The following is a 16125-nucleotide window of genomic DNA, read 5'->3' as shown; positions in this document are numbered from 1 at the left end:
ATTTATCACCTCTCGGTACAGCTAATGCACGGATCAATCGTGAGAATCAGAATCGGAACATCAGCAAGCTGAGCACCCTTCAAGGTTTCAAGCATTCCGGGCAGGTTCGCAAATGTAGGGGTCCGAACGCGGACGCGGTCGAGGAATTTGGTTCCGTTGCCCTTTACATAGTAAACCGCTTCGCCGCGCGGCTGTTCCACGCGCATGAAATACTCGCCGTCCGGGAAGCCTTTAACGGGCACAGCAATTTCGCTGTCCGGAATCTTTTCTACCGCCTGACGAATAATGTCGATGGACTGGAACAGTTCCTTTATACGCACGTCGGTGCGGGCGTAGCAGTCGCCCACATCGCTGGTAATCGTTTCAAACTCAAGGTCGGAATACGCGGCGTAACCCATCCTGCGGGTGTCGCGTACAATGCCGCTAGCACGCATGAATGGGCCGACCGCGCCAAGGTCGTGCGCCTGCTGTTTTGTTAACAGGCCGACGCCCTGCAAACGGGAATTGACCGCCTTATTTTCCAGAAAGGTTCTGGAAAGCTCGCGCAGGTCCTTTTCCATCCCGTTCAGGATCTTTACGAATTCCTTGAGCATATCGGCGTCCATGTCCTTCATTACGCCGCCGATTTTATTCACCGAAAAAATCACGCGGCCGCCGGTGGATGTTTCAAACATATCCAGGATTTTTTCGCGCATCCGCCAGGATTGCATAAACAGGCTTTCAAAGCCGAACGCGTCCGCCAGAAGGCCGAGCCACAGTAGGTGGCTGTGCAGGCGCGACATTTCGCACCAGATGGTGCGAAGGTATTTCGCACGGGGCGGAACCTCCACGCCCATCACATGCTCTACCGACTCGCAGTAGCCCATGCCATGCATAAAGCTGCAGATGCCGCAGATGCGCTCCGCAACGTAAACATATTCGTTAAAATCTTTCTTTTCAACCAGTTTTTCAAGGCCCCTGTGGATAAAACCGATGGAAGGCACCGCCTCCACCACTTTTTCGTCCTCCAGCACCAGGTCCAGATGGATCGGTTCCGGCAGTACCGGATGGTGCGGCCCGAACGGTACGATGCTGCGTTTAGACATCTGGTATCCCTCCTTACGTTATTTAAAAGGCGTTTTCTTATCGGTACGGTAAAGGGTACCTTGATAATCAACGGAAATCATTTTGATCTGTACGCCGAAAAGGTCGTGTATTTCGTTTTCATACAGAAAGGCCGTCGGGTAAATATTGGTGATGCTCGGAATCTGGGCATCCTCGCCGATGGTAAAGCGCAGGTTATATAAATCGTAGTCTTTTCCGAAGGAATAGGATAATTCATAGCCATCCTGCGTCCGTGTGGAGCAGATCTGCACCAAACGGCACTCACTGTTTTTCATTTTCAGGACTTCCTCTAAAAGGGAGTCGGGGGAAATGGGTATAATAATATTTTCCGCCATGACTAATCCTCCTTCTGTGCAACCGGGGCCTTGCCCGCTTTCATTGCGGCGCGCTTTTTGTCGAGAAGGGCAACCGCCTTCACCACGCCGTCGATAATGGATTCCGGTTTTGCGGCGCAGCCCGGCACATAAATATCAACGGGAATGACCGTATCGACTCCCCCGAGTATATTATAACACTCTTTAAAAATTCCGCCATCACAGGCACAAATTCCCACAGCGACAACCACCTTCGGGTCCGGCATCTGGGAATAAAGCTGTTTTACCACTTCTCGGTTCTGGCTGTTAATGCCGCCGGTGATCAGAAAAATATCGGCGTGCTTCGGGTTTCCGGTGTTCACAACGCCGAACCGCTCCACGTCGTAAACCGGGGTTGTACAGGCGAGGACTTCTATGTCGCAGCCGTTGCAGCTGGAACCGTCATAATGCAAAAGCCATGGTGACTTTGAGATATTCATGATTCAAGCACCTCCCTTAATGTACAAGCGTAAGAATCAAAAGATTGACTCCGCCCGCAACCAGCGTTACCAACCAGGTTGATTTCAGCATACTGTCCCACTTTACACGGGGGAACAGGTTGTCCACAAACGTTTCCAAAATATAAGCTAAGAGGCAGACAGCCGCGGCAATCAAGAAGCTCCACCACTTCATATTTACAATGAACAGGCCGACCATACCGAGGAGCAAAACATCCTCGTACCAAACGGCAAGTTCTACAAGCGCCAGAATATTGCCGGAAAGCTCCGTTGTAATCCCCTTTACCATTTCCTGATGCGCATGGTGGGAGGTGCTGATGTCAAACGGGGATTTTCGAAACTTAATGGTTAAGATGTACAGGAAGCCAAAAAACATACCGGGCAGATATGCGATGGGGGAAACGCTGCTTTGGGCAATATCTCCGACCATAAAGCTTCCCGTTGCAATATAGAATCCAATTGCGGTAAGCAGGAGCATCGGCTCATAGGCCATCATCTGCAAAAGCTCCCTCTGCGAGCCCATGGCGCTGTACGGGGAATTTGCGGAGCAGGCCGCCATCATCAGGAAAACCTCCGCCAGTGTCAGCGCAAAGCACACGAGCAGCAAATCGCCGCCGATGAAGAACAGGCAGCCTGTGAACAGGATAAAGATGAAGTAGCCGCCCACAAAGAAATCCTGCACACCGTTTACCACGAGGGACTGCTTTTCAAACAGCTTGAAAAGGTCGTAAAAAGGCTGGAGAAGCGGCGGGCCCTGGCGCCCTTGGAACCGCGCGCCGATTTTTCGGTCAATTCCGGCGAGAAACCCGCCGATAAATGGGGCCAGAATCAGATAGAGTGCAATTTTCAGGATTCCCATGTCAGATGGCGCCTCCAATCGCAAGAATCATAAGAATAACCATTATCGCCGAAGCCAACACGAGCGACGGCTTTAAAAGCTTCTTTTCGCCGAAATATTCGTCCATATACCAGTTTGCAAGATACATGGATTTTTCCTGTCCAAAGGAGTCGACGAACGTGCGGTCATCGCCGCGGTTAACACCCGCCATATAGGAAATAACCATTTTATTCTCCTTGCCGAACGTGAGCAGGTTCACCATAACCGGAAGAATTACGATCATGCACAGCATCAGAAGCATGGCATTGATATCGCTTCCGCTGATAAGCGCCACGACGGTAGTATTAAACATCTGTGAAAGGAACGGCTCGACGAAAACGCCGGAAAATACCGGAAAAAGGATGCACAGCGCGATGACGAGGAAGGTAAGCGTGTAAAGCGAGCACTTCTCGCTCTTGCGCACCGTGTCCTTGAGCTGCTCGGAGCGATGGATAACGGCAACCAGTTTGCCGAGCCATTTTCCCCAGTAGAACAGCGTGCTCGCACTACCGAAAACCAAAAACACGACAAGCCATACGCTCTTGGAATCAACGAACGCCTTTAACGCGGCCCATTTGGAAATCAGCATTCCGAACGGGGCAAGGAACATGCCGCAGATACCGACGATCATAACGAACGCCAGCTTCGGAAGGCGGACGATCAGGCCATGCATATCTTCAATGTTCCGGCTGCCGGTGCTGTTTTCCACCGCGCCGACAGAAAGGAACAGAAGGGATTTGGACACCGCGTGGAATACCAGAAGAAGGGTCGCGGCCCAGACCGCCTCTTGCAGCCCGACGCCTGCGCATGCGGTAATTAATCCCAGATTCGAAATCGTGGAATAGGCAAGCACCTTTTTGCCGTCGCTCTGTGAAATCGCGAGCAGCGAAGCCGCAAAAAAGGTAAAGCCGCCGATGCAGGTCACCATAACTCCTACAAGGTTGCCGTGAAGGGAAGGCGCCAGCCGGATGAGCAGGTAAACGCCGGCTTTTACCATGGTTGCCGAGTGCAACAGCGCCGAAGTCGGCGTAGGCGCAACCATTGCGCCGAGAAGCCAGCGGGAAAACGGCATCTGCGCGCTCTTTGTCAGCGCCGCAAAGGCCAGGAGCGTTACAGGGACGATAACCGCCCCGTTGCCTGCCGACGCGGCGACCAAATCCTGCAGGTTCGCGATGTGCAGCGCGATGGAGCTGTACAGGATCGCGAAGGAAAAGCCCATGCCGCCCAGAAGGTTCATCCAGAGTGCGCGAAAGGAATTGTTAACCGCTTCCTCCGTCTGGGTGTAGCCGATCAGCAGGAACGAGCACAGCGTTGTAATTTCCCAGAAGAAATAAATCCAGGTAAGATTGCTCGAAAAAATCAGCCCGAACATCGCCCCCATAAAGACAAACAGCATGGAGAGAAAGAACGAGGACCGGTCTTTATACTCCGTGTGATGCTTATGGTAATCCTTTATGTACCCGACCGCGTAAACGCAGATCAGGGCACCGACAATGCCGACAACCAGGCACATGATTAGGGTGAGGTGATCCACCAAAATGTGCTCCCCGCCCTCTGCGCTCAGACCGGCAGCTTCCATCCACACGACGGGAAGCGTCCCCGCTGCGGACAGCAAAAGCACAATCCATCTTTTATACCGAATGCCATAGTAAAACACAAGGCCCATCAGACCGAGTTCCACCACCATAAAAAACTCGTCGAGCATCTGTGTTTCCAATAGATAGGACTGCGTCCCTCCGCCTTGCAGCGAACTCACGCAAAGCAGCAAAACCGTTGCAACAATCACAAAGCTGCTGCAGTAAATGAGTCCGTCCCGCAGCTTGCCCGGTTTTGCAAGGGCAATCAGCAAAGCCGCAAGAAAAGGAAAGACCATTAGCGTTGCTATCATTTCCATAATTACCACCATTTCTCCCATGTGTACGTATTCTCCGCATTTTCCATGCGAATTGCCAGGAGCTAAACACAAAAAATAAAAGTTTTTTTCAAAAAATTCACTTTATTTTCTGTATTGCACTCCAAAAAAATATATTAATGTCGCTTTTAACAACGGACACAGATATAATAATAGTCACATTTGTGCAAAAGCGCAAGATGAATATTGACCCTTTTTTGCCTGATTTGTTAGCATATTTTATGTAAAAGGTTCAAAAAAGGCAAAACCATTTGTCTATTATGACAGGTTAGAATATAAATTTGACAAAATCCCAGCGAAAAAACGCATAACCTGTGCGGTTATGCGTTTTTTGTGACCGGATCAAAAGAAAAATCATCCGGCTTGTTGATTTGCGGCATCAATAATCTTCAGGAGCAAATCGGCAATACCCACATTATATCCGCTGGAGGCGTACACACCGCGCCCGCCGCGGCAAACGACGGCAAGCGGAAGTTTGTCCGGGTCTACAAACATCCTGCGGGCCATCGGCACCGCGGTTTCCGCAAAGTCGGCACAATGCACCAGGGCGGCGGGAAGGACCTCCTTCGCTTTTGCAAAGGTCGCGTTCTTCCACGCGGCGGAACTCTGGATAAGGAACAGAAGCTTGCAGTCCGCGGCATTCAGCGCGTCTTTCGCCTCAATAAACTCATTTAAAATATGCTCGGTGGGCTCGCGGCCTTCCTCCAGCCAGACAACCAGCGCGGTCCCCGCGCCGAGAACGGAATCCGCCGGAACCGGCTCGCTGCGGTCATTGTAAATCTGGAACGGCAGGAGCGGAATGTCCTGAATCAGGTCGCTGATCTCTGTTTTGCACAGTTCGATCGAAAGTTCTTTTGCTTCGCCCGCGTTTAGCCGGAAGCAGTATTTTTTCGCGAACTGGTTGCCGTTCGGCGTGCGGCTGGAAGTCAGCAGGCGGTACGCGCCCGGATTAAGGGACAGCATGAGCGTTCCGTTTTCCCATGCGGCGTTGGAAAGCTCCAGCGTCCTGTACTCGCCGTCTTTCAGCACAGCCAGCGTCCAGTTGTGCAGGTAAGCCCATTTTTCCCCGTTCCCCAGCAGGGTGAGCTTCGCATCCTCCGCGCGTTCCTCTTCCTCCTGCACATTGTGGAACGCGCCGCCGCGGTAATACTGGGGCGCCATGTCCACCGGATTCAAGCGCGCCGGAATCCCGAGCGTGCGGCAGATTGCGGTAAACAGCACCCTGCGGTCTAGCTCCCCGCCCTGACCGGTGCGTACAACGCATACGGGCGTTGCAATCAAGCGTTCGCTCTGCCTGTCCGCGCTGACCTGGTACTTGCTGACATACGCCCAGACGTCTTTTGGGTTTTTACGGAAGGAATCCGCCGTCGGCTTGTCAAACAGCCCGGACAGGAATCGGCGGTATTCGGAAAGCTGCTCCAGATACACGCGCGGGCACAGGATATAGGGGACAAAGACATTTTCCGGGAAATCCCCGCGGTAAGGAAGTGCTTCGCGGAAATGCTCCTCGAGAAGCGCGGCGCGAACATCGTGCAGATCCTTTTTCATTAAAGAGCAAAGCATTTTTATTCGAAGCTCGCGATTCTCGTCTCCGAAGTCCATAGACAGGAAGTCGTAAACCTCCGGGAAATTGCCCTGTGCCGCTTTCAGAAGCTCCCGCACCTTCTGCGGGTCTGCAAAGCGGGCGGCTAGCGCGTCCGCCTTTTCGTTATCAAAGAAACCGGCGGCGTATTCCTTGCGCTTTTGGTCGGCCTGATGGATGACCGCCCGCCTTTTTTCCTTCTGCTCCTCTGTCAGCGCAATAAAGTTGCGGGAGCTGTCCTTCGGCGCGCGGAAAACGAAGTCCTCCTGTGCGTCCGGTTCTTCGGCAACCGCGCGGGTAAAGTCGATTTCGATCGAATCCATTTCTTCCGTGTCGACAAAAACCTCAGCAAAACGCCCGTCCTTCACCGCGTGAATATGGATGCTACCGAAACCGAGCGTTACGGCCGCGCGGCCGGCCTCATCCGTTTTAACGGAAGCAATCGGCGAAAATTCGGAACCGTTCAGCAGTTCAAAGTGGACGGTCACGCCCGCAAGCGGTTCGGGATTTTTGACGGTAACCGTAAAGCGGCGGTTCTCCGCATAGCGTTTGAGTTCATTTAAATAGAGGGTGCAGCCGTCGCGGGTGATCTCTTCCTCATCCTGCGAGGGCAAAAACGCCTTGCAGGTCATCAGCATGGAGCGCGCGGCGGCTTCGGTAAACCATCCCCGGTTTAAAACAGGCTCCGGCTCGCACGCGCCAAGGAAATACCAATCCCCATCGCACCAGACTTCCACCCATGCATGGTTGTCGTCGCAGTGCGCCCAGCGGGGCGCGTAAATCTGGCGCGCCGGGATACCGACGCTGCGCAGGGCGGTCACCGCAAAGGTGGATTCCTCTCCGCAGCGCCCGTAGGAGGATTTCATTACAGTAAGGGGCGAAACGGTGCGGTCGTCCGTCGCCTGATAGGTTACATGCTCGGCGCACCAGACGTTGACCTCCAGTGCGGCCTCCTTCATGCTTTTTCCGCGGACCCGGTCTGCCAGTTTCTTTCGGAAAAGCGGGCGGCAGTCCTCAATCGCTTCATTATTTATACGGTACGAAACCACATAATTCAAGAAAATATCTTCCGGAATCCGGCTTTTCCAAAAGGGATTCTCCCAAACAGACAGCCCGAATTGCGCAAATTTCTGATAAAGGGAAAAGTCATAATCCCCGATATCGCTTGCGGGCATAGTGCTGTAAAAAAACTCTAGAATCATGCGCTCGTCTTCGCTACAGCCACGCATTCGTTCCAAAATCACTTCGCCGTCATGCCCCAGGGTTGCTTTGGATTCCATAAACTGCTGGTGAATCCTGTCCCGCAGCGCCTGTGAAAAATACATATCCATATCTCCTTCACACCTTATATTCTGCTATTCCTGCCCGGGCTTTATCAAGTGGCAGGCAACAAAATGCCCCGGCCGCACCTCGGCCATCTTCGGCGTCACTTTCCGGCACTGCTCCGTCGCTTTCGGGCAGCGCGAGCAGAAATGGCAGCATTCCGGCAAGTTGATCGGGCTGGAAATGTTTCCCTGCAGCGGCACACGCTTGCGGGACTGCTCCAAATCCGGGTCCGGAAGCGGGATGGCGGAAAGCAAAGCCTGCGTATAGGGATGCAGCGGATTGTCAAACAGTTCCTTGCTTTCCGCAAGCTCGGTCATGCTGCCAAGGTACATGACCCCCACGCGGTCGCTGATGTACTTTACCATGGAAAGATCGTGCGCAATAAACAGGTACGTCAGCTTCCTTTCCTCCTGCAATTTCTTCAAAAGGTTGATCACCTGCGCCTGAATGGACACATCCAGCGCAGAAATCGGTTCGTCTGCGATGATAAAGTCCGGGTTCACCGCAAGCGCGCGCGCAATGCCGATGCGCTGGCGCTGCCCGCCGGAAAATTCGTGCGGGAAGCGGTTGGCGTGCTCTTCCTGCAAGCCGACAACCTCTAGCAGATCAACCACCATCTGGGCGCGCTCCTGCGCCGATTTGGCCAGATGGTGCGCGTCGATGCCCTCCGCGATAATGTCCATGACCTTCATGCGGGGATTCAGGGAAGCGTACGGGTCCTGAAAGATCATCTGCATGCGCCGGGAAAGCTCGTGGCTCTGCGCGGCGCTCATTTTTCCGGACACGTCCGCGCCGTCAAACAGGACGGTTCCGCCTGTGGCGCTGTAAAGCCGAATGATCGTGCGGCCCAGCGTGGATTTTCCGCAACCGGACTCCCCGACCAGACCGAAGGTTTCGCCCCTGTAAATGGAAAAGCTGACGTCGTCCACCGCTTTCAGCATCTGGTTTTTCCCAACGTTAAAGTACCGTTTCAGGTTCTTGACCTGTAAAATGACTCTCTCCTCAGGCATTGTCCGCACCGTCCTTTCCCTGCTTTTTCGCGCGTTCGTCCAAAAGCCAGCACGCGGCTTTGTGGGTGCCGGAAAGGCTGGTGTATTCCGGCATATATTCCTGACACACCTTCATTGTATGCGGGCAGCGGGCGGCAAACGGACAGCCCTTCGGCGGGTCCATCAGGTCGGGCGGCGTACCCAGAATGGAAAAGAGCTGCTGGTTGTGCTCGTGTAGCTTCGGGATGGAAGCCAGCAGGCCCTTCGTATAGGGATGGGCGGTTTCGTAAAACAGGTCGCGCAAGCCGCCGGTTTCCACCAGCCTGCCGCCGTACATAACGGCCACGCGGTCCGCAATATTCGCAACCACGCCCAGATTATGGGTAATCAGGATAATAGACGTATCGATTTTCCCCTGCAGCTCTTTCATTAAATCCAGAATCTGCGCCTGAATGGTAACATCCAGCGCGGTGGTGGGTTCGTCCGCAATCAGGATTTTCGGGTTGCACGCAAGCGCGATTGCAATAATCACGCGCTGGCGCATGCCGCCGGAAAGCTGATGGGGGTACTGCCCGAAGCGGGTTTCCGGGTTGGAAAGTCCGACTAAGCGGATCTGCTCGATCGCCCGCTCCTTCAGCGTTTCCTTGGAAAGCTCGGGATGATGCTCGTGGATGACTTCCATTATCTGCTTGCCGACGGTCATCGTTGGGTTCAACGAGGTCATCGGATCCTGGAAAATCATCGAAATTTCTTCGCCGCGGATTTTTTGCATTTCGCGTTCCGGAAGCGTGGTAAGCTCCCGGCCTTCCATGCGGACCACGCCTTCGGCCACCCTGCCGTTGTTCGGCAGAAGCCCCATGATCCCTTTTACGGTGATGGATTTTCCCGAACCGGACTCGCCCACAATGGCGAGGGTTTCCCCTTTTTCCAGCGAGAAGCTGACGCCGCGCACCGCCTGGACAACGCCAAGCTGCGTCTTAATATGCACATGCAGGTTTTCTACTTCCAATAAACTGCTCATTGCGGCCCTCCTCACTGTCTCATTCTGGGGTCAAGCGCGTCGCGCAGCCCGTCGCCCAGAATACTGAAACAAACCATGATTAAAATAATGACCAGAGCGGGGAAGATCAGCAGGTACGGGAAATTCTGCAAAACCTGATACCCATTGTTGATCAGAACCCCCAGCGAGGCGTTCGGCTCCGCCAGGCCGATTCCGATAAAGCTTAAAAACGCTTCGGTGAAAATCGCCGATGGGATGTCGAACATGGCGTTGATAACAATAACGCCGACAGTATTCGGAATAAGGTGCTTCAAGATGATATCCCGGTTGCTGGTACCCAGCACGCGGGCGGCCAGGACGAATTCCTGGTTTTTCAGCTTCAGAATCTGGGCGCGCACCAAACGCGCCATGTTCACCCATCCGGTAATAGAAAGCGCCAGAACGATCGTCCAGATTCCGGCAGGCATGACCATCATCAGCAAAATGACGATAATCAGTTGCGGAACGCCGACAAGGACTTCAATGATACGCTGCATAATTGCGTCCACCCTGCCGCCGAATAGAGCCGAAACCGCGCCGAACGTTACGCCGATAAACAGGTCGATGAATGCGGCGGCAAAGGCGATTAAAAGCGAAATCCGCGTACCCTGCCAGATACGCGCCCATTGGTCGCGGCCGAACTGGTCGGTGCCGAAGGGATAGGCAGCGCTCGGGGATTGATAAATCCGCGAATAATCCGTATCGAAGTAGGTATGCTTTGCGAAAACCGGGCCGAAAATCGCAAGGAGGATGACGATGACCAGCACAAACAGGCTGACAACCGCCGCCTTGTTCTTTTTCAGGCGCAGCCAGCCGTCCTGGAACGCCGTCAGGTTCGGGCGGGCGATGTGTTCCCTTTCGTCCTTGTCCACCACGACTTTGGTAAACAGCTCCTGAGGGATTTCTGTTTTCGTCATTTGTTAATCCCCCTTTCCGTTGGACGCCAGGCGAATCCTCGGGTCAATGACCGAATAGAGGATATCGACGACCAGCATCACAAAAATGTAGAATGCGCTGTAAAAAACGGTGATTCCCATAATTGTGGAATAGTCGTTCGTTTTGATGGAATCCACAAACAGGCTGCCGATTCCGGGGATGCTGTAAATATTTTCAACCGCAAGGGAACCGGTCAGCAGGTTGACTACGATCGGCCCAAGGATGGTTACAACCGGAATGATCGAGTTGCGCACCGCATGCCGCATTAAAACCTTAAACTGGTTCAGGCCCTTCGCCTTGGCGGTTACAATATAGTCCTGTCCCAGCACATCCAGCATTTCCGTGCGCATAAAGCGCGCGATCATTGCGGTAACGCTGAACGAAAGCGCAATGGAGGGCAGCACGGAGTTTTTCCAGCTTTCCCAGAAAGCCACGGGGAGAAGCCCCCATTTCAGCCCGACATAGTATTGCAGCAGCGCCGCGGCAACAAAGTTCGGAACCGACACGCCCAGAACGGCGATAACCATGGTAAAATAATCGATTCCGCTGTTGTGCCGCCACGCGGCGATGATGCCCAAAATCAGCCCGATGGAAAGGCCGATAAGGATCGCCTGAATACCGATCAGGGCCGAAGGGCCTATACGCCCCATAATTACGCCGGAAACCGGCTGACCCGAATAGAAAAAGGAGGTTCCGAAATCCCCTTTTGCCACATTCAGGATATATTTGCCGTATTGAACGATGACCGGGTCGTTCAGCCCGTATTTTTCCAGTAACTGCGCCTGCTGATCCGCCGGTAGCAGGGAAAAGCGCTCCGAATCAAACGGCGTGCCCGGCAGTTTTTTCATCAGGAAAAAGGTCGTTGTTAAAATGATTAACAGAGTAATCAGCAAATACACCATGCGCTTGCATATGTATCTGAACATTCCGTATACCCTCCCTAGCTATCTTTACTAAAAAAGAGGGGGAAGAACTCCTCCCCCTCTTTCATTCCCAGTTTCCCGATTCTCTTAATTCAGGGAAGCATATTTGAATTCGATCGGTGCGCCAAACGGATGGGTAACCAGGTTTTTCACATTCGGTTTTGTGAGATAAGCGGATCCTCTGTAGAACAGCGGGGATACGACCGCGTCATTAACAACCAGGAGCTTTTCCGCCGTAAGCATATCCTGCAGGCGCTTTTCGTCGTCGGTCTGCTTTTTCGCGTCGGCAATCAACCCGTTATAGGTGTCGCTCTTGTAGCTTCCGCGGTACGGTGTGCCGTTTGTCCACAGATCCATATAAGTCATTGCATCGTCGTAGTCCGCGCCCCAGGCGGTAATCGCCATCTGGAAGTTGTTGTTATCCATCAGCTGGTTTCTTGCCTTTTTCGTTTTGGAATCAATCTTTACATCAATGCCAAGATTCTTCTTAAATTCGCTCTGAAGGTAGGTTGCAACGGTCTTTGTTACGGAATCGTCCTCGGTCAAAAGGGTGAGGGTCGGTACGCTGCCAAGCTCTTTTACGCCCTTGTCCCAGTATTCCTTTGCCTTCGCTGCATCGAACGCAGTAATGTCGCCGTTGAGTTCACGGAATGTCTCCTTGCCGTTCCCGTACATATAGTTCGGAATCAGGCCGGTTGCCGGTGCGGAACCGTCGGAAAGGATGGCGTCCGCAAGGGTTTTGCGGTCGATCGCATAACCGAGCGCTGTACGGATATTTTTATTGGACAATGTCTTGTCCGTCAGGTTGAACTGGAGGTAAGTCGTGCGGAATTCATTGTTGGAGCTGAATTCCGGGCTGGATTTCATTGCCGGAACGTCGGAAGATGAAAGGATGACCCTGGAAAGCTCGCCGGCCTTGTAAGCGTTAAGAGCCGTGGCCTGTTCCTTAATGATGCGAACCTTGACGTTCGGAACTTTTACATTCGCAGCGTCCCAATAGGAATCGTTCTTCTTCATAACGCTTCCGCTCGCCGGGTCGTAGGAGGTAAGTACATATGGGCCGCAGTAAATCATGCTGCCCGCATCCAGGCCGTACTTATCGCCCTTGGATTTCACAAATTCCTCGTTCAGCGGGAAAAACATCGGAAGGGTGGTCAGGCGGATGAAATACGGTGTCGGCTGCTTCAGCTTGACTTCAAAGGTTTTGTCGTCAAGCGCTTTCACGCCGACATCCTCGGCTTTCGCTTTGCCGGCAAGATATTCCTCACCGTTGACGATGTAGTCCGTCATAATGAAAGAATAGCCGTTTGTAGCGTCCGCGCTCATCTGCTTGAGCCAGGAAAATACGAAATCCTTCGCGGTAAGGGAGGTGCCGTTGCTCCATTTCAGGCCGTCCCTCAGCGTAAAGGTGTAGGTAAGCTTGTCGTCAGAAATCTTGCAGTCCTGCGCCAAAGCCGGTTCCGGCTCATGCTTGGCGTTCAGGCGGTAAAGCCCTTCGGATACATTATTCAGAATGGTAAAGGAGTTTGTGTCGGAAGCCGCCCACTGCACCATGGTGCGAATTTCGTTTGTGTCGTACACCGTAATGGTGTCGCTGGACGCCGCCCCGGAACTCGCCGTCTGTTCCGTACCGGACGCAGCGGTGCCGCCGGATGAACCTGTGAAACCGCAGCCACCGGCTGTTATGACCATGGCCGCTGCAAGAATCAGTGCAAGCAGTTTGCTCTTTTTCATACAATCTCTCTTCTTTCCTAAAAATTTTTGATTTTTTGCTTTTGGAATAATAATACTGTGCGTAAGATTGACTGATCATAAGGGTCTTTAGTTTGTTTTGTTTCCGAACTTACTTATTTTGATATTATCACCATCCTTTCAAAAAGTCAATGTATTTACCAATAACATTTTAATTCATTTTCGTAATTTTGTATAGATTTAATTAAAAATCCCAGCAATACTATTGAAAATCGAATTTTCCCATGCTATGATGGTTACAAAATCCGACAATAAATGAATGGATCGTGATGAACATTATACACACCGTAGACCAAACCCATATCCGGTCGATTAACCAAAGGGTTATCCTTGAAAAAATCTACTGCGACGAACCGATTTCCCGTGCGGAACTGTCGCGCGAGCTGTGCATCAGTAAATCCGCCATGACGGAAAACATTTCGTCCCTGCTGGATATTGGGATCATTCAGGAGGTAGGCGCCGGAGCCGCCATGTCCACAGGCGGACGCAAGCCCATCCTTCTCAAATTCAATGAAAATTACCAATATATTATTGCGATTGAGCTGAATTTCGAGGATCCGATCTTCGTGCTGGGGAACCTGCGCGGCGAGACCCTCAACAAGATTACGGTTGCGATCGCAAACGACGCCAAGTACCCCGAAAGGCTGAATCTGGTTTTAAACGCAACCAATCTTCTGCTTTCTACCGCGGGGTTGAGCCGCCAGGATCTGGCGATTATTGCGATTTCGTGCCCGGGCGTGTTTGACCCGGAAAACCGCAATTACTACGCGGAATCCAATTTTGCCAACTGGAATATGAGCGACCTTTCCCGCCAGCTGGAAGAACTTTTTGAAACGCAGGTGCTGGTCGTAAACGACGTAAACGCCGCGGCGGTGGGGGAGTTCACCACCGGTGCCGGCAAAAAGGCGGAAAACCTTGTGTACATCAGCGGCGGCTACGGGTTCGGCGCGGGTATCATTATTAATGGAAAGCTGTACCTGGGCAGCACCAACCGCGCGGGAGAAATTTCGAACTCCATTCCTGCCGGGCCTTTGGGGCTGGTAAACGGAAAATTCGGGAATCTGGGCGACACCGTCAATATCCGAGCGCTGAAGCAATACATCCGTACCAAAGCGCCGAAGGAGACGCGGGACGCCTTCGCCGCGCTGGGGAAAACTCCCGATTCGGCCGGGTTCAAAGACATTGTACGGGTCTGGCGCGAGGGCGACGAATTTTTAAAAAAATGCATTGACGGAATATCTGAAATAATCGGCGCGACCATTTCCAATATTATCAGCCTTCTAAACTGCGACATGGTCATTTTGGGTGGTGATTACGTTACCTTTCAATCGCAGATGCTTCCGATCATCAACCGCATTGTGCAGGAAAGCGCATTCGAGCCCATAAGCGTGGTTTCCGCAAGTTTGGAAACGAATGCCGGGATCTGTGGGCTGTTCGCCCTTTCCAAAGAGATCATTTTCGATAGAATCTGCAATTATGAGCATACATAGCCTTTGCATTCTGGAAATGCAGAGGCTATCATTTTATGGTATAATGATGATGAAGATGGCTTTTCAGCCATAGGATTCTTCTTTTCGTTCATTTGAAAGCCTGATTTGAAAAAAGTTTAAATATTTTAACGCAAACCGCAAAAAGCTGTTGGGCCGCCTGCGGCAAAAGGAGAATGGAACATGGAAAAATCAAAAGTTTATTTTGCGGATTTCCGGGCTACTTCGGAATGCAACCTTCTGCAGAAGCTGGAAAAGCTCGTGAAGAAAGCCGGCATTGAAACGCTTCCCTTCGCGGACAGGTACACGGCGGTGAAAATCCATTTCGGCGAACCGGGCAACCTTTCCTATCTGCGGCCGAATTTCTCGAAGGTCATCGTCGATCTGGTGCGCAGGCAGGGCGGGAAGGTTTTCCTGACCGACTGCAACACCCTGTATGTTGGAAGAAGGAAAAACGCGCTGGACCATCTGGACGCCGCTTATGAAAACGGATACAACCCGTTCGCAACCGGCTGCCATATCCTAATTGCGGACGGCCTAAAAGGCACCGACGACACGCTGGTACCGATCGACTGCGAATATGTAAAAGAGGCCAAAATCGGCCGCGCGATAATGGACGCCGACATATTTATATCCCTGACCCATTTTAAGGGGCACGAAAGCACGGGAATCGGCGGCGCGCTGAAAAATATCGGCATGGGCTGCGGCTCCCGCGCGGGAAAAATGGAAATGCACAGCGATGGAAAACCGGTCGTGGAGAAGGACGAATGCCGCGGTTGCGGCGCCTGCCGCAAAAACTGCGCGCACGACGCGATCTCCTTCGACGAGAACCACCGAGCCCAAATCGACCATGAGAAATGCGTAGGCTGCGGGCGCTGCATCGGCGCCTGTAATTTTGACGCGGTGCACCCCGGCGGGGATACGGCGAACGAAATATTAAACTGCAAAATTGCGGAATACGCCTATGCTGTGTTAAAGGACCGCCCCCATTTCCACATCAGCCTTGTAATGGATGTGTCGCCCAACTGCGACTGCCATGCGGAAAACGATGCACCGATTGTTCCGGACGTGGGCATGTTCGCTTCCTTTGACCCCGTCGCGCTGGACGTTGCCTGCGCGGATGCGGTTAACCGCCAGCCCGTTTTAAACGGCAGCTTCTTAGCGGAACAGCCACAGACCACCCATGACCATTTCACAGACACGCATCCTGTGACCGACTGGAGGGTCGGAATTGACCACGCGGTAAAAATCGGGCTGGGGAACCGGGATTATGAACTTATTACCATAAAATAATCCTGTTTCCCTAAAAAAAAGGCAAGAACCAGCCGAAAAATACGTTGTAAAGGGCAATTTTAAAGCAAGAATTTTAGTAAACAGAAAAGCAGGG

13 protein-coding genes are annotated in these 16125 nt (G+C 52.5%); 2 read left to right on the top strand and 11 right to left on the bottom strand.

What is annotated here, in order from left to right; genetic code table 11:
• Positions 1-5: 5 nt before the first annotated feature.
• The 11 genes from CAGA_RS04955 to CAGA_RS04905 form a co-directional block, all read right to left on the bottom strand.
• Complete coding sequence (locus CAGA_RS04955; protein WP_135658419.1) at positions 6-1085, bottom strand: hydrogenase large subunit; 1080 nt, start codon at positions 1083-1085, stop codon at positions 6-8.
• Positions 1086-1103: 18 nt separating this feature from the next.
• On the bottom strand, positions 1104-1439 hold the full coding sequence (locus CAGA_RS04950) for an NADH-quinone oxidoreductase subunit C (protein ID WP_135658417.1): 336 nt from the start codon (positions 1437-1439) through the stop codon (positions 1104-1106).
• A 2-nt stretch (positions 1440-1441) separates the two neighbouring features.
• The gene (locus CAGA_RS04945; RefSeq protein ID WP_135658415.1) at positions 1442-1897 is read right to left on the bottom strand and encodes an NADH-quinone oxidoreductase subunit B family protein; all 456 of its coding nucleotides are present in this window, start codon (positions 1895-1897) and stop codon (positions 1442-1444) included.
• A 16-nt stretch (positions 1898-1913) separates the two neighbouring features.
• Positions 1914-2774 (bottom strand): respiratory chain complex I subunit 1 family protein, encoded by an 861-nt coding sequence (locus tag CAGA_RS04940; RefSeq protein WP_135658413.1) that lies wholly within the window; start codon positions 2772-2774, stop codon positions 1914-1916.
• A gap of 1 nt (position 2775) precedes the next feature.
• Positions 2776-4707: an NADH-quinone oxidoreductase subunit 5 family protein gene (locus CAGA_RS04935; RefSeq protein ID WP_243112949.1), complete on the bottom strand. Its 1932-nt coding sequence runs from the start codon at positions 4705-4707 to the stop codon at positions 2776-2778.
• A 351-nt stretch (positions 4708-5058) separates the two neighbouring features.
• On the bottom strand, positions 5059-7611 hold the full coding sequence (locus CAGA_RS04930) for a transglutaminase domain-containing protein (RefSeq protein ID WP_167875158.1): 2553 nt from the start codon (positions 7609-7611) through the stop codon (positions 5059-5061).
• 30 nt (positions 7612-7641) lie between these two features.
• A complete protein-coding gene (locus CAGA_RS04925; protein ID WP_135658407.1) occupies positions 7642-8622 on the bottom strand; it encodes an ABC transporter ATP-binding protein in 981 nt (326 codons plus the stop codon).
• The gene (locus CAGA_RS04920) at positions 8615-9622 is read right to left on the bottom strand and encodes an ABC transporter ATP-binding protein (RefSeq protein WP_135658405.1); all 1008 of its coding nucleotides are present in this window, start codon (positions 9620-9622) and stop codon (positions 8615-8617) included. Before CAGA_RS04920 ends, CAGA_RS04925 begins: the two co-directional genes overlap by 8 nt.
• 11 nt (positions 9623-9633) lie before the next feature.
• Positions 9634-10557 (bottom strand): ABC transporter permease, encoded by a 924-nt coding sequence (locus CAGA_RS04915; protein ID WP_135658403.1) that lies wholly within the window; start codon positions 10555-10557, stop codon positions 9634-9636.
• Between the two features lie 3 nt (positions 10558-10560).
• The gene (locus tag CAGA_RS04910; RefSeq protein WP_135658401.1) at positions 10561-11502 is read right to left on the bottom strand and encodes an ABC transporter permease; all 942 of its coding nucleotides are present in this window, start codon (positions 11500-11502) and stop codon (positions 10561-10563) included.
• A gap of 84 nt (positions 11503-11586) precedes the next feature.
• Positions 11587-13233 (bottom strand): peptide ABC transporter substrate-binding protein, encoded by a 1647-nt coding sequence (locus CAGA_RS04905; protein WP_135658399.1) that lies wholly within the window; start codon positions 13231-13233, stop codon positions 11587-11589.
• Positions 13234-13520: 287 nt separating this feature from the next.
• Here CAGA_RS04905 and CAGA_RS04900 point away from each other — a divergent pair, with 287 nt between their 5' ends.
• Both CAGA_RS04900 and CAGA_RS04895 read left to right on the top strand, forming a co-directional pair.
• A complete protein-coding gene (locus CAGA_RS04900; protein WP_135658398.1) occupies positions 13521-14741 on the top strand; it encodes an ROK family transcriptional regulator in 1221 nt (406 codons plus the stop codon).
• Positions 14742-14921: 180 nt separating this feature from the next.
• On the top strand, positions 14922-16031 hold the full coding sequence (locus CAGA_RS04895) for a DUF362 domain-containing protein (protein WP_135658396.1): 1110 nt from the start codon (positions 14922-14924) through the stop codon (positions 16029-16031).
• The last annotated feature ends 94 nt before the right edge of the window (positions 16032-16125 follow it).

This window comes from Caproiciproducens galactitolivorans, from assembly GCF_004768785.1.
Lineage (GTDB): Bacteria > Bacillota > Clostridia > Oscillospirales > Acutalibacteraceae > Caproiciproducens > Caproiciproducens galactitolivorans.
The sequence above is the reverse complement of the archived record's forward strand: the minus strand, read 5'-3'. Positions and strand labels throughout refer to the sequence as shown.